Raw genomic sequence first — 22,079 nt, 5'->3', positions numbered from 1 at the left:
ATGACCTGGTATGGCGAGACGATCGACCGTCGCGCATTTCTGAAAGCCGCAGGCATTGGTTTTGCGGCGGCACTTTCGCCGTGCTCGCTGCATGCGTTGGAGCGGGCCGATGCAGTTTACGCCTCGGGCTGTAGAGCGCCGGACGGCTCTTTCGGCATCGCTACGGTTTCCGAACGCGGTGAGATCATCGACCGGGTGGCCCTGCCCGCTCGTGCGCATGGCATGGCTTTCAGCTCCGCGACCGGCCGCACCGTCGCCTTCGCCCGCAGGCCGGGCACGTTTGCGATGGTGTTCGATCCGTCACGCCAGGCCGAACCGATCATGATCACCGCACCTGAGGGTCGGCATTTTTACGGCCACGGGCATTTCTCGCCAGATGGCTCGGTGCTCTATGCCAGCGAAAACGATTTCGACGGCAATCGCGGCATGATCGGCCTCTACGATGGCCGGAATGGCTTTCGGCGGATTGGCGAATTCGACGCCCATGGCATCGGCACGCATGACATGACCGTCTCGGATGATGGCGCACTTCTGGTAATCGCCAATGGCGGTATCGAGACCCATCCCGATTTCGGCCGCACCAAGCTCAATCTAGACCGCATGGAACCGTCGCTGGTGATGCTGGACGCCATAAGCGGTGCGCTGATCCAGAAACACGCGATGCCCTCCTCGCTCAGCAAGCTGTCCACCCGGCATCTGGACATTGCCGAAAATGGCCGCATCTGGTTTGCCTGCCAATGGGAAGGGGCTCGCAACGAAAATCCGCCGCTTGCCGGCTGGTTCTCGGAAGGCGAGGATATTGCGCTCCTCTCGCTGCCGGACGAGACGACAGCGCGGCTTGCCAATTATGTCGGGGCAATCGCGGTCAATCGCCGCGAAAACATCGTCGGCCTGACGTCTCCTATCGGCGGGGCATCTGTCATGCTCGATGCCAGAACCGGCCTTGTGCTGGCGGAAGAAAGTGTTCGCGAGGCAGCAGGCGTGGCACCCGCTGCCCATGGCATTGCCGTGTCTTCCTATGATGGCAATTTCAACGGCACACACAGCGACGTGGCCTGGGACCAGCATATTATCCGGATAAAATGATCTTTACTCAGGTTGCAGCGACCCTAGATCACCCGCCATGGGTAAAATACTGACCTTTGCTTTCTTCATTGTCACCTGCGTTGCCATCGGTGCACTCAGCAGTTACGCCAACACACCGGGCGACTGGTATCAGTCGCTGAACAAACCGTTCTTCAATCCGCCCGACTGGGTTTTCGCCCCCGTCTGGGCGGGGCTTTACGTGATGATCGGCGTTGCCTTGTCCACGACCTGGTTCGACAAGGATAATACCGCCCGGCTGATCGTCTTCGCTATACAGGGTTTTCTCAACATCTTCTGGTCTCCGGCCTTTTTCGGCCTGCAAAGCCCGCTTCTCGGCCTTATCATCATCGTGCCGATGCTGGCCTTCATCGTGCTGTTCATCGTCATGAGCTGGAAGCCCAACCGGCAGGCTGCGTGGCTTTTCGTGCCTTACGCATTCTGGGTTGCATTTGCCGCAGTGCTGAACCTTTCGATCGTCCTATTGAATTGATAATAGTCATTTTGTCGCGCTTGCCGATCTGCCGACAGCATGCCAGTTTCGCCGCGACACAAGGGCAGACCATGAAGATTACCGATCCAGGCGACTTTCACGAACGCATCCGACGCAGTTTTGCCAAGCAGAATGCCATGGTGATGCTCGGCGCGGAGTTGACGCGCATCCAGCAAGGCATGGTGGAGATCGAGCTTCCCTTTGATGAGAAGCTTACCCAGCAGCACGGTTTCCTGCATGGCGGTGTGATTTCCGCACCGCTCGAGACGGCCTGTACCTATGCCGCCTATACGGTGATCGCACCGGAAGTCTCGCTTCTGACGATAGAGTTCAAGGTCAACCTGCTCTCGCCCGGCCGTGGCGAGCGCTTTCTGTTCCGCGGCGAGGTGACCAAGCCCGGTTCGACAATCATCGTCGCAGATGGCCGCGCCTATGCAATCGGTGACGGGCCGGCAAAACTGATCGCCTCGATGACCACGTCGATGATGGTCATCCGCGATCGACAGGACGTGGTGGAATGAGTTTTGAACTGAAGCATATCGGCCGGCACGCCGTGCTGTTCGTCATGGCCGTCGATGCGGAATATGGCCCGCATCTGAAATCCCGCATCAAGCCGCTGATGACCGGCGTCGGCCCGATCGAGGCAGCGATCGTGCTTTCCCATGCGCTGACGAAAATGCAGGGCAAAGGCGAGCTTCCCGACCTGATCGTCTCGCTCGGTTCGGCCGGATCGCGCAGCCTCGAACAGACCGAGGTTTATCAGGTCACTTCGGTCGCCTATCGCGATATGGATGCGTCACCGCTCGGCTTTGAGAAAGGCCGCACACCGTTTCTCGATCATCCCGCCGCCATGCCGCTGCCGCTTCGCATTCCAGGCGTTGCAGAGGCCGCGCTTTCCACCGGCGGCAATATCGTCTCAGGTGCTGCCTACGATCCGATCGAAGCCGACATGGTCGACATGGAGACCTTTGCGGTGATGCGCTGCTGCCAGCTGTTCGGTATCCCGCTGATCGGCCTTCGCGGCATTTCCGACGGCAGGCAAGAGCTGAAACACGTCGATAACTGGACCGAATACCTTCATGTCATCGACGAGAAGCTGGCCGGTGTTATCGACAAGCTGGCAAACGCCCTTGAAACCGGCGATTTGCGCATCTGAGCAGTTGCAAAAATCGGGGTTCTTCATTAAAGGCTCGCCATGACCCAGATAGCTCATCCCGACAGCATCCTCATCATCGATTTCGGCAGCCAGGTGACGCAGCTGATTGCGCGCCGCATCCGCGAAGCGGGTGTCTATTGCGAAATCCATCCCTTCCAGAACGCCGCCGAGGCTTTCGACAGGCTCGCGCCCAAGGGCGTGATCTTCTCCGGCGGCCCCGCTTCGGTGACCACCGAAGGCAGCCCGCGCGCACCGCAGGCCGTGTTTGACAGCGGCGTGCCGATCCTCGGCATCTGCTATGGCCAGCAGACGCTCTGCACCCAGCTCGGCGGTGTCGTCGAAGGTGGCCATGCCGCCGAATTCGGCCGCGCCGATGTGGAAGTGAAGAAGTCGAGCCCGCTCTTCGACGGTTTCTGGGAACAGGGCGGACGTTATCCGGTCTGGATGAGCCATGGCGACCGCGTCACCAAGCTTCCAGAAGGCTTTGAAGTCATCGCCACCTCGGAAAACGCGCCGTTCGCGATCGCAGCCGACGAGAGCCGCCATTACTATACGACGATGTTCCACCCGGAAGTGGTGCATACGCCGGATGGTGCGAAGCTGCTCTCCAACTTCGTGCACAAGATCGTCGGCCTGAAATCCGACTGGACCATGGCCGCCTACCGCGCCGAAATGATCCGCAAGATCAAGGATCAAGTCGGTTCGGAACGCGTCATCTGCGGCCTTTCCGGCGGCGTCGATTCATCCGTTGCCGCTATCCTCATACATGAGGCGATCGGCGACCAGCTGACCTGCATCTATGTCGATCACGGCCTGATGCGTCAGGGCGAAACCGAACAGGTCGTCGGCATGTTCCGTGACCACTACAACATCCCGCTCGTTGCCGTGGATGCATCCGACCTGTTCCTTGGACAGCTCGAAGGCGTCACCGACCCGGAAGTCAAGCGCAAGACGATCGGCCGCCTGTTCATCGAAGTGTTCGAGGCGGAAGCCGCCAAGATCGCTGCCGATGGCAAGGGTGCGCCGAAGTTCCTCGCACAGGGCACGCTCTATCCGGACGTGATCGAAAGCGTCTCCTTCTCCGGCGGCCCTTCGGTGACGATCAAGAGCCACCACAATGTCGGAGGCCTGCCCGAGCGCATGAACATGCAGCTCGTCGAGCCGCTGCGCGAGTTGTTCAAGGACGAAGTCCGCGCACTTGGCCGCGAACTCGGCCTGCCGGAATCGTTCATCGGCCGCCACCCGTTCCCGGGTCCGGGCCTCGCGATCCGCTGCCCCGGCGGCATCACCCGCGAAAAGCTCGACATCCTGCGCAAGGCGGATGCGATCTACCTCGACGAAATCCGCAAGGCCGGTCTCTACGACACGATCTGGCAGGCTTTTGCCGTGCTGCTGCCGGTGCAGACGGTCGGCGTCATGGGCGATTACCGCACCTACGACTTCGTCTGCGCACTGCGCGCGGTGACCTCGGTCGATGGCATGACGGCGGATTTCTATCCCTATGACATGAACTTCCTCGGCCGTGCGGCGACCCGCATCATCAACGAGGTGCGCGGCATCAACCGTGTCGTCTATGACGTGACGAGCAAGCCGCCCGGCACGATCGAGTGGGAATAAGAGATTGAAATATGGTCGGCGCGCTATGATGACATGGCGCGCCGATTGTCTATCCGGCCTTCTGGATTTAGAACACGCAATGATTTCAGGCAGTTGGATGCCAAGACGAGCTTGACTTGTCGCCAATCTCCAAAAAGAAAGACCGTTCAGATAACGATCAGCTTCACTGTGCAGGGTTGCAGTTCAGCCGCGCCTGTGGATCGATAGGGCAGACAAACAACCGAGCTCTTCCACGGTATATTCCATCACCCTCGGATTTCCCCCAAGCTCTGGATTTCACCATGCTCAAACGCCTCTACGACTGGACGATGGCGCTCAGTGCGCGCAAATCTGCGGAAGTGTGGCTTGCGGTTATCGCCTTTGTCGAAAGCTCGATCTTTCTCGTGCCGGCTGATGTGCTTTTCCTGCCGATGGCGCTGGCCCGGCCGGAGCGGGCCTGGCGTTATGCGCTGGTTGCGACGGTTTTCTCGGTTCTCGGCGGTATTGCCGGTTGGTGGATCGGTTCGTTTGCCTTCGATGCGATTGCCATGCCGATCCTCGAATTCTGGGGCAAGCTCGATACGTTCAACGAGCTGAAAGCCGGCATTACCTTCGAGACGATCCTGCTGATGCTGGTGACCTCAGGTTTCGCGCATCTGCCGCCGATCAAGGTGGTGACGATCCTTTCCGGCGCCGTGCATGTAAACATCTGGCTGTTCATCGTCTCGGCGCTGGTCACGCGCGGTGCGCGCTTCTTCCTGCTGGCATGGCTGCTGCGCCGCTATGGGGAAGACATCCGCCATTTTATCGAAAAGCGGCTCGGAAAGATCGCGATGATCGGTGCGGCCGTGCTGATCACGCTGTTTGCCGGCTACAAGCTTCTATTGTCGCACTGAGCGCATACAGCGATCAAAAGCCCAGCGATTGCTGCGCCGGTTCGGGCGGCGCCAGCCGCACGCCTTCAAGCTCGAGCATGCGCTGTTTCGAGCCTGATCCGCCGGGTGCGGAAAAGCCGCCGATCTTGCCGCCGGCGGCCAAGACCCGATGGCACGGAATGATCAGCGCCACCGGATTTTTCGCCATAGCCTGACCGACATCGCGGGCCGCTTCCGGCCCCAGACCCAGTTCCCTGGCGATCGTGCCATAGGTGGTCGTGTGGCCCCAGCCGATGCGGCGGGCAGCGGCATAGATGTTTCTGAAGACATCATCCTGACCGGCAAGATCGAGACGGATATCGGAGAAATCGATGCGTTCGCCGGCGAAATAACGTTTTACCAGCGTGATCGTGCTCTGGATCTCGGCAGGCGGCGAAGACTTATTCCCCTGCACTATACGGCGCAGGAGCAGATTTTCGGTCGAAGCTTCGCTCCCGGTCGGCAGTTGAAAACGGGTGATGCCGGCATCGTTCCAGGCAATGGCACAGAAGCCGCCTGCGGTTTCGAAAACCGTATACCGATGTTCGGCCATTGGCCCATCTCCGTTCAGTTCATCCCGCTGCCAGATTCGTATTTTGCGGACGGGCAAGCAACCCGTTTTTTGCGCTGATCGCAGCAATTGTTCACTTTTTGTTCTTTATTGTCAATTGAATTTCGCTATACTGGCTTCTCCGCATGCCCCAGGTTCGTAAAAATGGGAGGTGCAGAGTTGCGGGATCATCAGCCATTGCTGCCGTTGGCGAGACACGGCATCGAGGAGAAACCGTTCCGGTTTCCACACTCCAAGCTCCCGCGGCGAAGCGAACTGTTCTTCGTCATCAAGCCGCCGTTTTGTCTGAGTCAGGAGATATATGATGAGGCCTGCCGACATGCGCTTGGCCGCACCAATCGCAGTCCTCATCTAGCCGAATTGCTGCATGTGAGCCTGCTGCTGATGGATGAGTTCGACGAGCCACCCTATCATCTCGTCCCAAGGATCGAGACTGCAGTCAGATCGGTCAAGGCGCGGCCTTTCGAAATTATTCTGGATGGCTGCGCTCTCTACGGAAATGGGCAACATCTGGCGCTGACCAGCAGAGCCAAGAATTCCAGCATTCAGGCTTTCGTGCGGATGCTTCATGGCGCACTGACCCGGCACAATCTGCCGAGACAGACGCTGAGGTCGCTGTCGCCCCATGTCACCATCATCTATGGTTACGGGCGCAGGGAAATTATGGGCTTGAAAGAACCATATGTCTGGCTGGCGGATGAATTCGCGCTGATCTACAGCCACAATGGCGAAGGGCGGCATGAGGAATTCGGGCGGTGGCATTTCGATGCCGAGGCCCCGCCCTTTATGAGACTGCCAGCCCAATTATGTCTTCCGACCGAGTTCGGACGCGGAACCTGCGAGACACCGCACTCATGATAAAGGCCGCCACTGAGATGACGGCCTGCGGGAAACGCGGTAGGTTTTAAGCGATCAGCCGATGCGATCGAAAGCCTTCGGGTCGATACCGAGGATGGTCAGATCGCTGTTCTTCGGGCGACGATGGTTTTCAACGGCGGCCGAAGCAGAAACTGCAGCGCCGAAAATTGCGAAGGCGCGGCTAAAACGGCTACCACGGTTTTTGTTCTGGGCGGACATGACATCAACTCCTTTTCTGTCCCCTAATATATGCGCTCAAGACATCGCTTACACAACGCATACGCGCACAGGTCAGCCATGCAGACTTGGCATGCCACTATTTGATCTGCCTCATTGGCTTGCATTCCCGGATATGCTCTTGCTATCGCTTCGTCGACCAGAATGGCTCACGCGAAGCGAGCCGGCACGACAAGGGACGGCGAAATGGCGACCACCATCTACGGCATCAAGAACTGCGACACGATGAAGAAGGCTCGGACATGGCTGGACCAACAGGGTGTGAGCTATGCATTCCATGACTACAAGGCCTCGGGCATCGATCGCGCCCATTTGCAAGCATGGGTCGATCAAGCGGGATGGGAAACGGTTCTCAACCGCTCGGGCACGACATTCAGGAAACTCGACGAGGCCGAGCGCCTGAACATCGACAAGGACAAGGCGATCGAGCTGATGCTGGCACAGCCTTCGATGATCAAGCGGCCGGTTCTCGAAGCGGATGGCAAGCTGTTGATCGGCTTCAAGCCCGAGATTTATGAAGACGCCTTGCGGAAAGCCTGACCATGTCGAAAACCACACGCGCGACGCAGACCCTCGATCGCATGAAGATCGCTTATACGACCGTCTCCTATGACTATGATCCCAATGCGGACCGGATCGGGCTGCAGGCAGCGGAGGCGATCGGCGAGGAGCCGAAGCGCGTGCTGAAAACCCTGATGGCGGAACTGGATGGCAAGCCCGTCTGCGTCGTCGTGCCATCCGATCATGAAGTGTCGATGAAGAAGCTCGCTTCGGCCTTTGGCGGAAAATCCGCCCATATGATGAAGCCGGCCGATGCGGAACGGATGACGGGTTATCATGTCGGCGGCATCAGCCCGCTCGGCCAGAAAAAGCTGGTGCCGACGGCGATCGAGATCAGTGCGCTCGACGAGCCCTATATCTTCATCAACGGCGGCCAGCGCGGATTGCAGATACGCCTTGTGCCAGGTGATGCCCAAAATGCATTGAAGGCGATTGCCGCTGCGCTGATTGCCTGAGGTCCATGCGTTCAAGACTTCATTTTTGCCCCAAAGCTTACTAAGTCTAGCCTCACACGAAAAATCGAGAGGCCAAGCCATGACCATTGTCCCAAACTTCCAGACCGCTATCGACCCGAACAAGCTGGAGAAGCTCGCGGAAGTCGCGGTGAAGGTGGGGCTCGGGCTTGAGAAGGGGCAGGACCTCGTGATCACCGCGCCGGTCGCGGCGCTGCCGCTGGTGCGGTTCATCACAAAGCATGCCTATATGGCAGGCGCCGGCATTGTTTCGGCTTTCTATTCCGACGAGGAAACGACGCTGGCGCGCTATCAGCATGCGCCCGACGCCAGTTTCGACAAGGCATCCGGCTGGCTCTACGAGGGCATGGCCAAGGCTTACGAGAACGGCGCTGCACGCCTGGCGATCGCCGGCGACAATCCGATGCTGCTTTCCGGTCAGGATCCGGCCAAGGTGGCACGCGCCAACAAGGCGAACTCGATGGCCTACAAGCCGGCGCTGGAAAAGATCGCCAATTTCGACATCAACTGGAACATCGTCTCCTATCCGAACCCTTCATGGGCCAGGCAGGTTTTTCCTGATCTTCCGGAGGATGCGGCGGTCGCCAAGCTGGCAGAGGCGATCTTTTCCGCCTCGCGCGTCGATGCCGCCGATCCGATTGCCGCCTGGGCGGAGCATAATGCAAATCTCAAGACGCGTTCGACCTGGCTGAACGGCGAACGTTTTTCCGCTCTGCATTTCACCGGCCCGGGCACGGATCTCACGGTCGGCCTGGCCGATGGCCATGAATGGCATGGCGGCGCTTCGAAGGCGAAGAACGGCATCATCTGCAACCCGAACATCCCGACCGAGGAAGTGTTCACCACGCCGCATGCGCTGAAGGTGGAAGGCCATGTGTCGAGCACCAAGCCGCTGTCGCATCAGGGCACGCTGATCGACAATATCCAGGTCCGTTTCGAAGGCGGCCGGATCGTCGAGGCAAAAGCCTCCAAGGGCGAAGAGGTGCTGAACAAGGTACTGGATACGGATGAGGGCGCGCGGCGGCTGGGCGAAGTGGCGCTGGTGCCGCATTCCTCACCGATCTCGGCAAGCGGCATCCTGTTCTACAACACGCTGTTCGATGAAAATGCCTCCTGCCATATCGCGCTTGGCCAATGCTATTCGAAATGCTTCATCGACGGCGCGTCGCTTTCACCCGAACAGATCAAGGCGCAGGGCGGCAATTCCTCGTTGATCCATATCGACTGGATGATCGGCTCCGACAAGGTGGATATCGATGGCATCAAGCCGGATGGTTCCAAGGTGCCGGTGATGCGCAAGGGCGAGTGGGCCTGAGGCCAATCAAGCCTATATTGCATATCCGTTGATATACTTATTTTCTACGCCGCGTTGCTTTCACCAGCGCGGCGCAAGCTTGTTCGTAAAGCATTCGCAAATCATCACGACGGAAGCAGACAAGAATAGGCCAAGAAGAATGGCTTTCCTCCGTGGTGTTCATGTGAACCGGAGGGTTGTGAATGCCAGTGATTACATTTGCGAATACGAAAGGCGGCGCAGGCAAGACCACGATGGCTCTTGTCACGGCCGGGGAGCTGGCAAAGCGGGGCTTTCGCGTCGCCATGCTCGACGCCGATCCGCAGCAGTGGGTTTCCCGCTGGATGACGCGGATGGCAAAAATGCCGAAATTCTCGATCATCGCCGATATCGATGCCGACAATATCGAGAAGACGATCAAGGACCTGAAGAAACGCAACGACTATGTGGTGGTGGACCTGCCTGGCGGCGTCACGCCGCTGCTTGCCAAGGGGCTTGGCCTTTCCGACCACGTCTTCGTGCCGGTTCAGGGCTGCGCGCTGGATGCGGCGGGAGGCGCACAGGTGCTCGATATCCTGAAGAAGCTGAAAAGCGAATGCGACATCCATATCGCGCATTCGGTGGCGCTTACCCGTGTCAGCTCCATCATCACCACACGGGCACTGCTCGCGGTGAAGGGCATGCTGGCGCAACAGGGCGTGCATGTGCTCGCCACACCACTGATCGAACGCGCCGCCTATCGCGACATGTTCGACGCCGGTACCCTGATCGATGCGCTTGATCCGGAAGCCGTCAGCAATCTTGCCAAGGCTCAGGACAATGCACGCCTGCTGGTCGATGAGATCGCACGGCTTGCTCCCGTCCCCGTGAAAGTTCCGAAAACTGCCAAATCGACAACGACTGCCAAGGCAAAGGCAGAAACACCCCGCAAGACAGCGGCTGCCAAGAAGGCCGCCTGATCCCATCTAAACGGCTGGAACGCACCCTTCCAGCCAATCACCTCAGAAGAGACTGCCCTGCTTCGGCGGCCCGGATGCGACATCCGGCTTCGGCGCCTTCCGCTTCGACGCAACTGCCGCCGCAGCCGCCTTTCCTTGATCAGCTTGGCCGGGATCGGCCGAACCCGACGCTTCACCGGCAACCGCCAGGACGCGACCATCGGCGAACTCGATCGACATCGCGCTGCCTTCGGCAATATTGGCGGCACGCGTCAAGGCGCGGTCCGAGCCATCCCGCACCACGGCATAGCCGCGTTTCAAGACGTTCTTGTAGGACAAAGACTGCAGAACACGGTCCTGCCCCGCCAGCACCGAGCGGCTGCGGGACAAGGTGTGAGCAAGCGCGCTGTCGGCCTGGCGCATCAGGACGGCGACATGCTGTTGCTCGCGCTGAAGATGGCTCGCCAAGCGCGCAGGCAGCGATTTCAGCGATGCGTCGATGCGCGCTATCCGCCCTTTCTCGCTCAAGATCTGACGTTCCACACAACGATCGGCCCGCAGGAGGCGATCGGCCAAGGCCTGTCGTTGCAGTGCCAGGCGATTGGTCAAAAGATCGAGCCGCAGGCCGGCGGAGGCACGTTCGAATGTCCGGCGCTTGGCAATCGTGGTGCGTTCCAGCGAACGACCAAGGCCTGCCGCCGCCTCGTCGAACCGGCGGCGAGGGAGCGCCAGCAACTGATCGATCGAGGGGAGCGCCCGCACAAGAGCCCGCAAGGACTGCCTGCGGTGGTCCATCTGTCGCGAGGCGCTGCCGCGCAGACGGGCCGCAAGGTTCGCCAGTTGCGCATCGAGATCGGCTTTCACCGGCACCGCCATTTCGGCAGCACCCGTTGGCGTCGGCGCGCGAACGTCGGCGGCATGATCGATCAGCGTCCAGTCGGTCTCGTGGCCAACGGCGGAAATCAGCGGGATGGCGCTTTCCGCTGCGGCTCTCACGACGATCTCGTCGTTGAAGCTCCAGAGATCCTCAAGGCTGCCGCCGCCACGGGCGACGATCAGGATATCAGGCCGCGGCATCGGGTCATCCGGTCCCACAGCGTTGAAGCCACGGATGGCGGCTGCGACCTCCTCGCCCGACCCCTCACCCTGAACCTTGACCGGCCAAACGACGACATGGACCGGAAAACGGTCGGTGATGCGATGCAGGATATCGCGAATGACCGCACCTGTCGGAGAGGTCACGACGCCGATGACACGCGGCAGATAGGGCAAGGGCCGCTTGCGTTCCTTGTCGAAAAGCCCTTCGGCCGCCAGCTTGCGGCGGCGCTCTTCGAGCAGCGCCATCAGTGCTCCGGCACCCGCCGGTTCCAGATTTTCGATGACGATCTGGTATTTGGACGAGCCGGGGAAAGTCGTGACCTTGCCGGTCGCGATCACTTCCATCCCCTCTTCAGGGCGGAATTTCAGGCGGGAAAACGTCCCCTTCCAGACCACGGCGTCGATGCGCGACCTGTCGTCCTTGAGGCTGAAATAGGCATGGCCGGACGAATGCGGGCCACGATAGCCTGAAATCTCGCCCCTCACGCGCACATGATCGAAAGCATTCTCGACGGTTCGCTTGATCGAGCCGGAAAGCTCCGACACCGAAAATTCCGTCAGATTGCTTTGTGCGTCGGGTGCAAACGTGCTGCTCATTTCACCGTTCTAGCTGATCGGCAGAAGGATTTCACCCGCCAGCATGCGGATTGATGTGGACGAGACTAAGAGAGGCGGAGTTCCCTTTTCGTCGCGCGCCCTCCCGCATCCTTGAGCTGTGAGGCAACCCAAGGAAAATCAACCTGGAGAACCTGTCATGACCGATCCCTTTGCAAATACCCGGTCTTCTCTTTCAAGCTCCGCATCCGCGGGGATCGCCGTCGCTGCGAACGATATCGCCAATCTCTCGGTGCCCAGTCATGCGCTTTATGTCGGCAGTTGCGGCACACTCGCAATCCGGATGCTTTCCGGCGATGACCTGACCTTCATCGGCGTGCCTCCCGGCAGCTTCCTGCCACTCAGCATAAACCAGGCCCTCTCGTCAGGCACGAGGCCGAGCGCAATCGTCGCATTGTTCTAATATGCGGCTGGCCCAATAATGGAACCCGACCAGCGCTTTTGCGTTGCGTCAATATGGAGGAGAGGACTTAGGTCTAAAAACAAGGGACCTAAGTCTTAACATTGATCGGAAAATCGTACCAAAAAAACTGACCCATCGTTAGGCATGATGTGAAAGCATTTTTTAGAGGGTCATAAGATATACGATCTCCGACACACAGGAAGGAGATCCGCCGTGTTATTCCTTACGGCAGCAACCATTGGCCTTTTGGCCGGCATGACACGCAGTCTCGCATCGATAGTTGCGGCAGCACTGCTTATTCCTGTTGTCTTTTTTGTTGCGGCCCTGTTTGGCGCCACGAGCCTGTTAGGATTACTCGTGGCTATACTCGGCTTCAACTTCGGCCTTATCAACCTTGTCGTTGCGGGCGCGCTCATCCAGTCCCTGCGACACGCCTGATTTATTTCGGATCACCTTGGTTAACGAGGAAGAGCTGAAATTTTCCACCAGATTGGACGGGCGACAGATAGGCCGGAACCGTGCCTCGCGCCAATGACGCATAGAGACCGTCACTGTGCATCTGGATCAAATTTTCGGTCTGCGGATCGCTTTTGCAGAATGCAACCACCGTCACACCCGCCCGCTTTAGAAGAGGAAGAGCCTCTTCAGGCTTTGCCATGCCGATATGAAGCTCGGCCAGCATGCCGCCCTGATTGCGGTGATACGGGGCAGACAGAACCCTATGCTGGGTAAACCGCAATATGCCGGCGCCGCGATTTGACGGAGCGGCAATCGTTCCTGGTGGAAGGCTGCGTAGCGCCGCCATGTCTTCCGCCGCGCCGCATTCGTCGGCGGCCTGCGTATCGCCCATCGACATTACGTCCGCGCTGGCGGAGGCCGGTCCCTTTTTCCAGATGACACCGCCCCCCCCCCAGACCGCTGGGACGCTTGCAAGCGTGGCGACGACAAATCCAAGATTGATAACAAGGCTTTTCTGGTTTTCACGGGCCAGCTTCTGGAGATCAGCTATCAGAAGCGCGAGAGGAGGAATGCTGAGGAGATTGGCGAAAAGGCTGCCTCTGACCTGGATCAGAGACACGGCCCAGCTGGCGGCAATCAGAACCAGAAAAAGCAGATGCAGGCCCCGCTCATCGCCGCGCCAGATGCGGAAGACACAGACCAGGATGGCAAACAGCCCGACTGTATAAAAGCCCGCAACGGTTTCCGGAGACTGCTGCGCCTGCCCGAAGATCGATTGCGCTTCGATCACATTATTGAGCCAGAGTTCGACAAGCATCGGATCGAGATTGGCGAGCGGACTGCCGAGGCATTGCGGCGCAATGAGCAGGACAGCGACCCCAAGGATCGCGCCGAGGATTACAGAGGCTGCGAGCCTCCCAACGATTGCAATCCGTGCAGGAAGGCAGGCAAGGCCGAACAACCCTGCCCCGCCCAGCGCGGAGAGCGAATAGAAACCGAGCGAAAGGCTGTCACAGGTCACGGCCGCGTAAGCGCTCGGCGGAACCGTGGCAAAGAAGGCTACCGTAATCGCGAACGCCAGCGACACGCCGAATGCGCGCGCACCCGCGGCGAAGGCTGCGCCCTGCCAAACCCAGCGAGCGCCGACGCAAAGGCAAACGACGGCAACGAGAGGTACTGTTTCCGCGCCTATGGCAATCGCCAGGGCCGTGGCAATGCCTCCTGCGGCGTGGCCGAGCGCGCTTCCACGACGATCGGCCAGAAGTGCCGCGATCCCGATGGCCAGAACGAGCTGAACATTGTGGTGATCGAGCGCGCCGGGGCGAAACTTCATGCAGGTGAAGGCGAAGAGCGCACCGAGGCCGAGCGCGATATGCATCACCCGCGGCCCATCGACCTCTCCGCCCATCCGTCTGCCTGCAAACCCGAATGCCAAGAGAAGCGGGCCGACCAGCAGAAGCGGCCAGACGCTCGCGGCCACGCCTTCGGCCATTTCCATCGGCATAAAGAAGGAAAACAGCTTGATAAGCCCCCCGATCGGAGCGTCGATGAAGCGGGACCAGTGCATCAAGGTGCCGCCGGAGAGACCGAGCCGATACTGCATCAGGTCAAACCAGCCTTGGCCGCCGAACCAGTCACGGATCTCGACGAGGCGCATGACATCGTCATTGTCGGGACCGATTAGGTCTTTTGCTTTTGGCAAGGAGATGAGTGCGATGACTGCGGCCGTCACCAGCCAGTAAAGCGCTGCAGCGGGGAACAGCCGGGACAGTGTGGAACTTTCAACAGGCGCGGCATCCTGCCGGGACATCTCATCCGTCGTCGTGTTCATCATTCACACTTGTTTTGAGCGCTTCAGGGAAGTCCCGCAACCTAAACTTAACCTTCCCAAGAAATAGTAAAGCGGACAGGGCAGACGTATCTGCACTGGATTTTCCGCGTATAGAGTGAAAATCATGACCGATACTTCTGCCGGCAATCATGCCGGCGCACATCCCGGCACTTTGGCGGGCTCCATCGCCGGCGATCTGTCGATTGCGGTGCTGATCCCCTGTTATAACGAAGCATCGACGATCGGCGATGTCGTGCATAGTTTTCGCGAGGCGCTGCCGACTGCGCGCGTCTATGTCTATGACAATAATTCCACCGATGGCACGGCGCTGAAAGCGATGCTGGCCGGAGCCGAGGTGATGCGCGAGCGCCGCCAGGGCAAGGGCCATGTGGTACGCCGCATGTTTGCCGATATCGAGGCCGACCTCTACATCATGGCGGATGGCGACGGCACCTATTCGCCCAAGGATGCCGAGGAGCTGCTCCGCATACTGCTCACCGAACGCGCCGACATGGTCGTCGGCACCCGCCGTGGCGTGCATGCGGATGCGGGGCGTCAGGGCCATGCTGCCGGAAACCGGGTGTTCAACATTCTCTACCGCGCCATTTTCGGCCGCGACTTCACCGATATCTTCTCCGGCTACCGCGCCTTTTCGCGCCGGTTCGTCAAAAGCTTCCCGGCCGTTTCCGGCGGCTTCGAGATCGAGACGGAAATGTCGGTTCACGCGTCGCGGCTGAAATTGCCGGTGATGGAGATCGAGCTCGATTACGGCCGGCGTCCGGAAGGCTCGCATTCCAAGCTCTCGACCTATCGCGACGGCGGAAAGATCCTCTGGATGTTCGCCATGCTGATGAAGGAAACGCGTCCATTTGCTTTCTTCGGTGCGATCAGCTGCGCCTTCATGGCGACCAGCCTGATATTCATGACACCCGTATTGATTTCCTACTTTCAGACCGGCCTTGTCGATCGCATGCCGACCTGGGTTTTTTCGCTGGTGCTGATGGTGCTGTCGTTCCTGATGTTTACGGCGGGCCTGATCCTCGATTCCGTTTCACGGGCACGGGCAGAACAGCTACGCATTCATTATATGAACCTGCCGCTTCAGCACCGGGCACCATTATCCGCGACCGCTGAAACTTCCATCGCGCCTTCTGCTCGACGGAGAGGCAAGAGCGCGGCATGAAGCGGATTGCCTGGTTCCTGTTTGCCGGCGGCATCGGCTTCCTGATCGATGTCGGCGTCAACCACCTGCTGTTGACCTACACGCCGATCGGGCCGTTCCTGTCGCGCATACCGGCGATCATGGCCGCGATGAGCTTCACCTGGTTCGTCAACCGCAACCGCACCTTCGAGCCTTCCCCCCACTCGCTTGCGGTGGAGGGAATTCGCTACTGGACTGTCGGCATCACGTCAGCGCTGATCAATTACGCGATCTATTCCGCGCTGATCGCCCGCGCGCCGATCCAGCCGGCGGTCGCGATCGTTTTCGCGTCCGCGGCTGCGACGGTCTACAGCTTTTTCGGTTATTCCCGGTTCGTCTTTCGCCATAAAAACCAGGGTTAGACCGGCTCCCAGCCGTCGTGTTCGCCGGCGCGATAGATCGCGTCGATGAAGCGCTGGTTGTTTACCGAGCTTTCCAGCGTGACGATCTCGGAAGGCTCGCCCGCGACGGCTTTGGCAAAGGTTTCGGTCTGGCGCCGATACTGCCGGCTGTCGGGGAAACGGAAGACCTGCGAGAGATTGTGCTTCTGGTTGTTCAGTTCGATCTCTTCCGCACCATAACGATCCGCATTGAACGGGGACTTCACCTCGATGAACCCTTCCGTCCCATGGAAGACCATGACCTGCCGGTTCGCCATCTGGGTGGCGATGTAGAAGCTCAGTTCAAAACCGCCGAAATCCGCCTTGACGCTTGAATAGATGTCGGTGCCGAAATCCGGGTCACGGCGCACGACGGCCTGTACACGCCTGGGCTCTTCACCCGTGGCGAAACGGGTGACAATGGTTGGATAAACGCCAATATCCGGCAGGGCACCGCCGCCGAGTTCGGGGATGTTGCGCATATTGCCGGCGTCACGATTGAAATAGCTGAAGGCGCCCTGGACATGTTTCAGCTCACCAATCGCGCCATCCTTCAACAGTTCCCGCACCTTGTGCCAGACCGGCGCATAGGTGACCATGAAGGCTTCCGACACGACCACCTTGTTGCGGTCGCGCGCTTCGATCAGGGCATCCAATTCCTGCGCCTTCAGCGCCAGCGGTTTTTCGACCAGAACATGCTTGCCGGCATTGGCGGCCTTGATCGACCATTCGACATGCTGGCTGGTCGGCAGCGGAATGTAGACGGCATCGATCACGTCGGAAGCGAGCATTTCTTCGTAGGAGCCGAAGGCATGCGGCACGCCGAAACGATCGGCCAGCGCCCTTGCCTTCGTCACATCGCGGCTGGCGACCGCTGTGATCACGGCGTTTTCGGCGTCCTGTATCGCCGGCATGACGACATCCCTTGCAATCTTGGCCGTCGACAAAATCCCGAAACGCAGCATGACACTCTCCCTCTGCACATGTTTTCGCCAGCTTAGGGTGGCCGCGGGAGAGGTTCAATGCGCACTTTTGGCTTTCTTGAAAAATGAACCCGAGGCGCAAAATAATGGATTGCGGCCATCCCGTTTGCGGGACTAACCTTCTCTCTCCCACCACAGACGACTTCAAAATCAAAAACATCTGGAGATATCCCATGGAGTTGCGCAAACTCGGCCGGACCGGTCTTTCCATTTCCCCTGTCGTGTTCGGCGGCAACGTGTTTGGCTGGACCGCCGACGAGAAAACCTCGTTCGACCTGCTCGATAAATTCTTCGAAGCCGGCTTCAACACGATCGATACGGCGGATGTCTATTCGAAATGGGTCGATGGTCATTCCGGCGGCGAAAGCGAGACGGTGATCGGCCAATGGCTGAAGCGCGGCAAGGTTTCCCGCGACAAGGCGATCGTCGTCACCAAGGTCGGCCATCCCTCGATGGATGACCGAAAGCTCAAGGCAAGCTGGATCGTCGAGGCCGTCGATAACTCGCTGAAGCGCCTGCAAACCGACTATATCGACCTTTATCTCTCGCATTTCCCGGATGACGACACGCCGCATGAAGAGACGCTCAGTGCCTATGCGAAGCTGAAGCAACAGGGCAAGATCCGCGCCATCGGCTGCTCCAATTACAGCGCCGAACAGCTGAAGGCCTCGCTCGACGCCGCCGCCAAAGATGGCCTGCCGCGCTACGACGTGTTGCAGCCGGAATATAATCTCTACACTCGCGAAAAATTCGAGGGTGAGCTTGCCGACCTCTGCATCGCCGAGGACATCGGCGTGATCAGCTATTACGCTCTTGCCGCCGGCTTTCTCAGCGGCAAGTATCGCAAGCCGGAAGATGCAACGGGCAGCGCCCGCGGCTATCGCATTCCGGACTACCTGAACGACAAGGGTGCAAAAGTTCTGGCAGCACTCGATCAGGTCGCAGTCGAGACCGGCGAAAGCCTGGCGACGATCGCCATCGCATGGGTCGCGGCACGCCCGGGCATTACCGCACCGATCGCCAGCGCCACCAGCCTCAGGCAACTCGACGCGATCATCGCGGCCGGCAAGCTGACATTGACCGACGCGCAGATGAAGCTGCTCAACGACGCCGCCTGAGGAGCACGGCTAACGGCATCGTGACCATCTACGCAGTGCGAAGGTCACATCGCGTCCCTAGATCAAGAGAACCGGCGCTCGCCGGTTCTCAAATCCTGCAATAAATATTGGAGATTATCATGGATCTGCGCGTACTTGGCCGGACAGGCCTTTCCATTTCGCCCGTCGTTTTCGGCGGTAACGTCTTCGGATGGACGGCAGACGAGAAAACCTCCTTCGACCTTCTCGACAAGTTCTTCGACGCCGGTTTCGACACGATCGATACCGCCGATTGCTATTCCGGCTGGGTTCCCGGCAATGCCGGTGGCGAATCCGAGACGATCATCGGCAAATGGCTGAAGCAATCCGGCCGCGCACGTGACAAGGCCGTGATCATCACCAAGGTCGGATCGACACCGCAGGGCAGCGCCATGGAAAAGGGCCTGGCCGGTGCACGTATCATCGATGCGGTCGAAAGCTCGCTGAATCGCCTGCAGACCGACTATATCGACCTCTACCTCTCGCACTGGCCGGACCCGCAGACACCGCATGAAGAGACGCTCGCCGCCTTCGCCAAGCTGAAGCAACAGGGCAAGATCCGCGCCATCGGCTGCTCCAATTTCAACGCCGAGCAGCTCAAGGCCTCGTTCGAGGCTGCGGAAAAGGCAGGCCTGCCGCGTTATGACGTGCTGGAGCCGGAATATAATCTCTATGATCGCTCAGGCTTCGAGGGGCCGCTGGCCGACCTCTGCAACGCGCAGGATATCGGCGTGATTACCTATTTCAGCCTGGCGTCCGGCTTCCTTACCGGCAAATACAAGAGCAAGGCCGAGGCCGAGGCAAACCCGAACCGTGGCGGCATGGTGGCGCGCTATTTCGACGAGCGCGGCACACGTATCCTCGCAGCACTGGATGAAGTGGCCGCAGAAACCCATTCGCAACCGGCATCGGTGGCGCTTGCATGGATTGCCCAGCGGCCCGGCGTGACGGCACCGATCGCCAGCGCCACCAGCGCCCGCCAGCTCGACACGCTGATTGCAGCGGGTAATCTCACACTGACCAGCAATCAGATGGCGCTGCTCAACGACGCCAGCGCCTGACCCCATAACAGGCGGGCCATGCAACCGGCCCGCCTGCCTTATCCAGGATCGGAGACTTTCATGCAGACGCGCAGACTGGGAAAAGACCTTACCGTTTCGGCCATCGGCCTCGGCTGCATGGGCATGAGCCACGCCTATGGCGGGCAGGACGAGGCGACGTCGATCAGGACGCTGCAGCGCGCCGTCGAAATCGGCGTGACCTTCTTCGACACCGCCGAAGTCTACGGTCCCTTCGTCAACGAGGAACTGGTCGGCAAGGCGTTGAAGCCCTATCGGGATCAGGTCGTCATCGCCACCAAGTTCGGCTTCAAGATCGATCCCACAAAGAGCGATTCCGCCGCCATGTCCGGCCTCGACAGCCGGCCGGAACATGTGCGCGAGGTGGCGGAAGCCTCGCTCAAACGCCTCGGCGTCGATGTCATCGATCTTTTCTACCAGCACCGCGTCGATCCGGACGTTCCGATCGAAGATACGGTCGGCGCGATGGCGGATCTGGTGAAGGAAGGCAAGGTGAAGGCGCTTGGCCTTTCTGAGGCAAGCGCCGAGATCATTCGCCGGGCGCATGCCGTGCATCCGATCTCCGCATTGCAGAGCGAATATTCGCTCTGGACCCGTGATCCGGAAGGCGACATCCTCGACACCTGCCGCGAGCTTGGCATCGGTTTCGTGCCGTTCAGCCCGCTCGGCCGCGGCTTTCTTACCGGCAAGATCCAGAGCACGGCCGATTTTGGCGAGGGTGATTTGCGCGCCAAGCTGCCGCGTTTCGAGGCAGACAACATGGCGGCCAATCTGGCGCTGGTGAAACTGGTGGAAGAGATGGCAGCGCAGAAGGGCGTGACCGCTGCCCAGCTGGCGCTGGCCTGGGTTCTCTCCAAGGGCGATTTCATCGTACCGATCCCGGGTGCGCGCAAAATCCCCAACATGGAGCAGAATGCAGCTGCGGCCGACGTGACGCTGAGCGCCGAAGAGGTGACCAAGCTCGACGAGATGCTGTCACCCGAAAAGATCGCAGGCGCGCGCTATGGCGCGGGTGCGGCATGGACGCCGAAGCGCTGACGTCTCACAACGCAACATTGCTCCCGCTTGCGGCTTTGCTATAGTCGCGGGCGGGAGGATTTCAGCGATGTCGGAAGAACAATCAGTCGAATCCGTCGTGCACCTTTATGTGGACGGCATGGCGCTTGCCCATGCGGGCGCACTCAGAAAAGCCTTTCATCCGAATGCCTCGATCATCGGCAATTACCAGGGCAAGGTCGAGTGGATGTCCCTCAACGAGTTCATCGATGCCGTGGCATCGGAAGGCCCGACGGTTGCCGGTTCACAGCCGCTGATCCAGATCGAGGCGATCGACGTGACCGGCGATGCCGCAACCGTCAAGGTGGTCGACGAATTCGCCGGAATGCGGTTTTCGGACTATCTGTCCCTCCTCAAGGTCGAGGGCCGCTGGGTGATCGTCAACAAGCTCTATCACCTGCATTCCTAGGCGGCCTCAACGCTGCAGATGTGGAAATCCCGCATACCATTCGGCATGGCTGCCGTCGTGATTGGCCATGCCGGGTTTGGTCAACACGCCGCGCGGCGCGACATAACTTGAAATCCGCCTTGCCGGTCGCTCATGCCACTGGATGTTGAACGCCCATAATTTCGGAAAGAAGCAGAGCGAGGCATAAGGCAGGTGGTCGTGGATCCACCAGGCGAGCCGCTGCCAGTCCTCTTGGCGATCATAGGTATCGATCAGCCACGGCACCACCACACAGGCCGTCGCGCCCATGCAGTCATCGGCATCACGCATGTCCCAGATATGGTCGGCCGCGGTCGCGGCATTGGTCGAGCAATTCAGCTTGTTCAGATTGCCAAACTCGTTGACCGCGCGTGACCGATAACCGGAGCGGATATGCAGCCGGCCGAATGTCGCCTGCAGTGGCTCCAGAAGCTCCTCGCAAAGACGGCTTCCGGCTTCTATCGCCAAGTCGGGATCGTCGGGGATATTGGGAATACGGTAGAAATCGGCGATTTCCGAATGGAGGAAATCGCGGAAGAAGAAATTCTTCGACAGCCGCGCACGGCCGATGTCTTCCAGACCTTTCATCGAATTCGGCTTGCGCATATCCCATCCCCTCGCCCATCCCTTTGCAGGCTATCCAGATAGGCCGCAGCATTCCACCCGATTTAACTCACAACAAGCTAATTGCATATGCAATTATATGTGCTACGCTCGCTTCATGTTCGACCATTGCCTCTACTTCAACACCACCGCGCTTGCCCGCCAGCTGGAACGTGTCTGGTCGGACGCGTTCAAGCCCTACAACCTGACGCCGTCGCAGGCGTTCACGCTGCGGGCCGTGCTGGAAAAACCGGGAATGCTGCATAGCGAACTGGCTGACACATTGAAGATAGCCCGGGCAACCGCCACCCGCGCTGTCGACGGACTCATGGCACGCGGCCTGCTGGAGCGGCGTTCGACCAAGCAGGACGGCCGGGAATCGGAGATCCACCCGACCGCCAGCGCCATGGAATTGAAGGACGACCTGAACGCCGCCAGCGCCAGGGTGACTGAGCGTTTGAAGGGCGAACTCGGGAATGGCGTGTTTGCCGGGTTCGTCCAGCAGGCGTGACCTTGCCCCGTTGAAATAATCCATTTTGAAGTAAGCTCTGGCCCATCGAAAGGACCAGAGAATGAAGCGCACACGTTTCACGGACGAACAGATCATTGGCATTCTGAGGGAGCACGAGGCTGG

26 protein-coding genes are annotated in these 22,079 nt (G+C 59.5%); 20 read left to right on the top strand and 6 right to left on the bottom strand.

Going from position 1 to position 22,079, the window contains the following annotated elements:
* The 6 genes from JNB91_RS21320 (at window position 1) to JNB91_RS21295 (ending at window position 5,224) form a co-directional block, all read left to right on the top strand.
* A complete protein-coding gene (locus tag JNB91_RS21320) occupies window positions 1-1,086 on the top strand; it encodes a DUF1513 domain-containing protein (protein ID WP_220327496.1) in 1,086 nt (361 codons plus the stop codon).
* A gap of 37 nt (window positions 1,087-1,123) precedes the next feature.
* On the top strand, window positions 1,124-1,576 hold the full coding sequence (locus JNB91_RS21315; protein ID WP_220327495.1) for a TspO/MBR family protein: 453 nt from the start codon (window positions 1,124-1,126) through the stop codon (window positions 1,574-1,576).
* A 71-nt stretch (window positions 1,577-1,647) separates the two neighbouring features.
* Window positions 1,648-2,097 carry a PaaI family thioesterase gene (locus tag JNB91_RS21310; protein WP_220327494.1) on the top strand — a complete coding sequence of 150 codons (450 nt, stop codon included), beginning with the start codon at window positions 1,648-1,650 and terminating at the stop codon, window positions 2,095-2,097.
* Entirely contained in the window at window positions 2,094-2,732 is a 639-nt protein-coding gene (locus tag JNB91_RS21305; protein WP_220327493.1) for a 5'-methylthioadenosine/S-adenosylhomocysteine nucleosidase, read from the top strand. The genes JNB91_RS21310 and JNB91_RS21305 overlap by 4 nt, the downstream gene beginning before the upstream one ends.
* A gap of 39 nt (window positions 2,733-2,771) precedes the next feature.
* Window positions 2,772-4,349 carry a glutamine-hydrolyzing GMP synthase gene (gene guaA / locus JNB91_RS21300; protein WP_220327492.1) on the top strand — a complete coding sequence of 526 codons (1,578 nt, stop codon included), beginning with the start codon at window positions 2,772-2,774 and terminating at the stop codon, window positions 4,347-4,349.
* A 281-nt stretch (window positions 4,350-4,630) separates the two neighbouring features.
* Window positions 4,631-5,224 carry a YqaA family protein gene (locus JNB91_RS21295; RefSeq protein ID WP_220327491.1) on the top strand — a complete coding sequence of 198 codons (594 nt, stop codon included), beginning with the start codon at window positions 4,631-4,633 and terminating at the stop codon, window positions 5,222-5,224.
* 13 nt (window positions 5,225-5,237) lie between these two features.
* Here JNB91_RS21295 and JNB91_RS21290 read toward each other — a convergent pair whose 3' ends face one another.
* Entirely contained in the window at window positions 5,238-5,795 is a 558-nt protein-coding gene (locus JNB91_RS21290) for a methylated-DNA--[protein]-cysteine S-methyltransferase (RefSeq protein ID WP_220327490.1), read from the bottom strand.
* An 87-nt stretch (window positions 5,796-5,882) separates the two neighbouring features.
* Between JNB91_RS21290 and JNB91_RS21285 the strand changes: the two genes are divergently transcribed.
* Window positions 5,883-6,671, top strand: a complete 789-nt coding sequence (locus tag JNB91_RS21285; protein WP_220327489.1) for a 2'-5' RNA ligase family protein — start codon at window positions 5,883-5,885, stop codon at window positions 6,669-6,671.
* Window positions 6,672-6,725: 54 nt separating this feature from the next.
* Here JNB91_RS21285 and JNB91_RS21280 read toward each other — a convergent pair whose 3' ends face one another.
* The gene (locus JNB91_RS21280; RefSeq protein WP_220327488.1) at window positions 6,726-6,890 is read right to left on the bottom strand and encodes a hypothetical protein; all 165 of its coding nucleotides are present in this window, start codon (window positions 6,888-6,890) and stop codon (window positions 6,726-6,728) included.
* A 204-nt stretch (window positions 6,891-7,094) separates the two neighbouring features.
* On the opposite strand from JNB91_RS21280, the gene JNB91_RS21275 reads away from it, so the two are divergent.
* From JNB91_RS21275 to JNB91_RS21260, 4 genes are all read left to right on the top strand, one after another.
* The gene (locus tag JNB91_RS21275; RefSeq protein WP_220327487.1) at window positions 7,095-7,448 is read left to right on the top strand and encodes an ArsC family reductase; all 354 of its coding nucleotides are present in this window, start codon (window positions 7,095-7,097) and stop codon (window positions 7,446-7,448) included.
* Window positions 7,449-7,450: 2 nt separating this feature from the next.
* Complete coding sequence (gene ybaK, locus JNB91_RS21270; RefSeq protein ID WP_220327486.1) at window positions 7,451-7,924, top strand: Cys-tRNA(Pro) deacylase; 474 nt, start codon at window positions 7,451-7,453, stop codon at window positions 7,922-7,924.
* A 79-nt stretch (window positions 7,925-8,003) separates the two neighbouring features.
* On the top strand, window positions 8,004-9,257 hold the full coding sequence (locus JNB91_RS21265; protein WP_220327485.1) for an aminopeptidase: 1,254 nt from the start codon (window positions 8,004-8,006) through the stop codon (window positions 9,255-9,257).
* A gap of 182 nt (window positions 9,258-9,439) precedes the next feature.
* Window positions 9,440-10,195: a ParA family protein gene (locus tag JNB91_RS21260; RefSeq protein ID WP_220327484.1), complete on the top strand. Its 756-nt coding sequence runs from the start codon at window positions 9,440-9,442 to the stop codon at window positions 10,193-10,195.
* A 42-nt stretch (window positions 10,196-10,237) separates the two neighbouring features.
* Here JNB91_RS21260 and xseA read toward each other — a convergent pair whose 3' ends face one another.
* Window positions 10,238-11,869 carry an exodeoxyribonuclease VII large subunit gene (gene xseA, locus JNB91_RS21255; RefSeq protein WP_220327483.1) on the bottom strand — a complete coding sequence of 544 codons (1,632 nt, stop codon included), beginning with the start codon at window positions 11,867-11,869 and terminating at the stop codon, window positions 10,238-10,240.
* A gap of 157 nt (window positions 11,870-12,026) precedes the next feature.
* Between xseA and JNB91_RS21250 the strand changes: the two genes are divergently transcribed.
* A complete protein-coding gene (locus tag JNB91_RS21250) occupies window positions 12,027-12,290 on the top strand; it encodes a spike base protein, RCAP_Rcc01079 family (RefSeq protein WP_220327482.1) in 264 nt (87 codons plus the stop codon).
* Window positions 12,291-12,503: 213 nt separating this feature from the next.
* Entirely contained in the window at window positions 12,504-12,728 is a 225-nt protein-coding gene (locus tag JNB91_RS21245; RefSeq protein WP_220327481.1) for a hypothetical protein, read from the top strand.
* A 1-nt stretch (window position 12,729) separates the two neighbouring features.
* On the opposite strand, the gene JNB91_RS21240 is transcribed toward JNB91_RS21245, so the two are convergent.
* Window positions 12,730-14,580 (bottom strand): hypothetical protein, encoded by a 1,851-nt coding sequence (locus tag JNB91_RS21240; protein ID WP_223218305.1) that lies wholly within the window; start codon window positions 14,578-14,580, stop codon window positions 12,730-12,732.
* 124 nt (window positions 14,581-14,704) lie between these two features.
* On the opposite strand from JNB91_RS21240, the gene JNB91_RS21235 reads away from it, so the two are divergent.
* Window positions 14,705-15,763: a glycosyltransferase gene (locus JNB91_RS21235; protein WP_220327480.1), complete on the top strand. Its 1,059-nt coding sequence runs from the start codon at window positions 14,705-14,707 to the stop codon at window positions 15,761-15,763.
* Window positions 15,760-16,143 carry a GtrA family protein gene (locus tag JNB91_RS21230; RefSeq protein ID WP_220327479.1) on the top strand — a complete coding sequence of 128 codons (384 nt, stop codon included), beginning with the start codon at window positions 15,760-15,762 and terminating at the stop codon, window positions 16,141-16,143. The genes JNB91_RS21235 and JNB91_RS21230 overlap by 4 nt, the downstream gene beginning before the upstream one ends.
* Here the strand turns inward: JNB91_RS21230 and JNB91_RS21225 are convergent.
* Complete coding sequence (locus JNB91_RS21225; RefSeq protein ID WP_220327478.1) at window positions 16,140-17,126, bottom strand: Gfo/Idh/MocA family protein; 987 nt, start codon at window positions 17,124-17,126, stop codon at window positions 16,140-16,142. The two genes, JNB91_RS21230 and JNB91_RS21225, sit on opposite strands and share 4 nt — an antisense overlap.
* Window positions 17,127-17,317: 191 nt before the next feature.
* Here JNB91_RS21225 and JNB91_RS21220 point away from each other — a divergent pair, with 191 nt between their 5' ends.
* From JNB91_RS21220 to JNB91_RS21205, 4 genes are all read left to right on the top strand, one after another.
* Window positions 17,318-18,262, top strand: a complete 945-nt coding sequence (locus JNB91_RS21220; RefSeq protein ID WP_220327477.1) for an aldo/keto reductase — start codon at window positions 17,318-17,320, stop codon at window positions 18,260-18,262.
* Window positions 18,263-18,381: 119 nt separating this feature from the next.
* Window positions 18,382-19,341 carry an aldo/keto reductase gene (locus JNB91_RS21215; protein WP_220327476.1) on the top strand — a complete coding sequence of 320 codons (960 nt, stop codon included), beginning with the start codon at window positions 18,382-18,384 and terminating at the stop codon, window positions 19,339-19,341.
* 60 nt (window positions 19,342-19,401) lie between these two features.
* A complete protein-coding gene (locus tag JNB91_RS21210; protein WP_220327475.1) occupies window positions 19,402-20,397 on the top strand; it encodes an aldo/keto reductase in 996 nt (331 codons plus the stop codon).
* A gap of 67 nt (window positions 20,398-20,464) precedes the next feature.
* Window positions 20,465-20,824: a nuclear transport factor 2 family protein gene (locus tag JNB91_RS21205; protein ID WP_206824942.1), complete on the top strand. Its 360-nt coding sequence runs from the start codon at window positions 20,465-20,467 to the stop codon at window positions 20,822-20,824.
* Between the two features lie 6 nt (window positions 20,825-20,830).
* Here the strand turns inward: JNB91_RS21205 and JNB91_RS21200 are convergent, their stop codons facing one another.
* The gene (locus JNB91_RS21200) at window positions 20,831-21,448 is read right to left on the bottom strand and encodes a hypothetical protein (protein WP_220327474.1); all 618 of its coding nucleotides are present in this window, start codon (window positions 21,446-21,448) and stop codon (window positions 20,831-20,833) included.
* A 97-nt stretch (window positions 21,449-21,545) separates the two neighbouring features.
* Here JNB91_RS21200 and JNB91_RS21195 point away from each other — a divergent pair, with 97 nt between their 5' ends.
* On the top strand, window positions 21,546-21,956 hold the full coding sequence (locus JNB91_RS21195; protein WP_223218304.1) for a MarR family winged helix-turn-helix transcriptional regulator: 411 nt from the start codon (window positions 21,546-21,548) through the stop codon (window positions 21,954-21,956).
* The last annotated feature ends 123 nt before the right edge of the window (window positions 21,957-22,079 follow it).

The organism is Aliirhizobium wenxiniae (assembly GCF_019511445.1).
Lineage (GTDB): Bacteria > Pseudomonadota > Alphaproteobacteria > Rhizobiales > Rhizobiaceae > Neorhizobium > Neorhizobium wenxiniae_A.
Note: the sequence above shows the minus strand (reverse complement) of the source record. Positions and strands in the feature narration are given on the sequence as shown.

What these genes read in the sequence shown, in the direction of transcription:
- JNB91_RS21260 (WP_220327484.1), top strand. Translation starts at nt 9,440, where the DNA reads ATGCCAGTGATTACATTTGCGAATACGAAAGGCGGCGCAGGCAAGACC.
- JNB91_RS21305 (WP_220327493.1), top strand. Translation starts at nt 2,094, where the DNA reads ATGAGTTTTGAACTGAAGCATATCGGCCGGCACGCCGTGCTGTTCGTC.
- JNB91_RS21280 (WP_220327488.1), bottom strand. Translation starts at nt 6,890, where the DNA reads ATGTCCGCCCAGAACAAAAACCGTGGTAGCCGTTTTAGCCGCGCCTTC.
- guaA (WP_220327492.1), top strand. Translation starts at nt 2,772, where the DNA reads ATGACCCAGATAGCTCATCCCGACAGCATCCTCATCATCGATTTCGGC.
- JNB91_RS21265 (WP_220327485.1), top strand. Translation starts at nt 8,004, where the DNA reads ATGACCATTGTCCCAAACTTCCAGACCGCTATCGACCCGAACAAGCTG.
- JNB91_RS21275 (WP_220327487.1), top strand. Translation starts at nt 7,095, where the DNA reads ATGGCGACCACCATCTACGGCATCAAGAACTGCGACACGATGAAGAAG.
- JNB91_RS21315 (WP_220327495.1), top strand. Translation starts at nt 1,124, where the DNA reads ATGGGTAAAATACTGACCTTTGCTTTCTTCATTGTCACCTGCGTTGCC.
- JNB91_RS21310 (WP_220327494.1), top strand. Translation starts at nt 1,648, where the DNA reads ATGAAGATTACCGATCCAGGCGACTTTCACGAACGCATCCGACGCAGT.
- JNB91_RS21290 (WP_220327490.1), bottom strand. Translation starts at nt 5,795, where the DNA reads ATGGCCGAACATCGGTATACGGTTTTCGAAACCGCAGGCGGCTTCTGT.
- JNB91_RS21205 (WP_206824942.1), top strand. Translation starts at nt 20,465, where the DNA reads ATGTCGGAAGAACAATCAGTCGAATCCGTCGTGCACCTTTATGTGGAC.
- xseA (WP_220327483.1), bottom strand. Translation starts at nt 11,869, where the DNA reads ATGAGCAGCACGTTTGCACCCGACGCACAAAGCAATCTGACGGAATTT.
- JNB91_RS21250 (WP_220327482.1), top strand. Translation starts at nt 12,027, where the DNA reads ATGACCGATCCCTTTGCAAATACCCGGTCTTCTCTTTCAAGCTCCGCA.
- JNB91_RS21235 (WP_220327480.1), top strand. Translation starts at nt 14,705, where the DNA reads ATGACCGATACTTCTGCCGGCAATCATGCCGGCGCACATCCCGGCACT.
- JNB91_RS21230 (WP_220327479.1), top strand. Translation starts at nt 15,760, where the DNA reads ATGAAGCGGATTGCCTGGTTCCTGTTTGCCGGCGGCATCGGCTTCCTG.
- JNB91_RS21210 (WP_220327475.1), top strand. Translation starts at nt 19,402, where the DNA reads ATGCAGACGCGCAGACTGGGAAAAGACCTTACCGTTTCGGCCATCGGC.
- JNB91_RS21240 (WP_223218305.1), bottom strand. Translation starts at nt 14,580, where the DNA reads ATGAACACGACGACGGATGAGATGTCCCGGCAGGATGCCGCGCCTGTT.
- ybaK (WP_220327486.1), top strand. Translation starts at nt 7,451, where the DNA reads ATGTCGAAAACCACACGCGCGACGCAGACCCTCGATCGCATGAAGATC.
- JNB91_RS21215 (WP_220327476.1), top strand. Translation starts at nt 18,382, where the DNA reads ATGGATCTGCGCGTACTTGGCCGGACAGGCCTTTCCATTTCGCCCGTC.
- JNB91_RS21295 (WP_220327491.1), top strand. Translation starts at nt 4,631, where the DNA reads ATGCTCAAACGCCTCTACGACTGGACGATGGCGCTCAGTGCGCGCAAA.
- JNB91_RS21320 (WP_220327496.1), top strand. Translation starts at nt 1, where the DNA reads ATGACCTGGTATGGCGAGACGATCGACCGTCGCGCATTTCTGAAAGCC.
- JNB91_RS21200 (WP_220327474.1), bottom strand. Translation starts at nt 21,448, where the DNA reads ATGCGCAAGCCGAATTCGATGAAAGGTCTGGAAGACATCGGCCGTGCG.
- JNB91_RS21225 (WP_220327478.1), bottom strand. Translation starts at nt 17,126, where the DNA reads ATGCTGCGTTTCGGGATTTTGTCGACGGCCAAGATTGCAAGGGATGTC.
- JNB91_RS21195 (WP_223218304.1), top strand. Translation starts at nt 21,546, where the DNA reads ATGTGCTACGCTCGCTTCATGTTCGACCATTGCCTCTACTTCAACACC.
- JNB91_RS21220 (WP_220327477.1), top strand. Translation starts at nt 17,318, where the DNA reads ATGGAGTTGCGCAAACTCGGCCGGACCGGTCTTTCCATTTCCCCTGTC.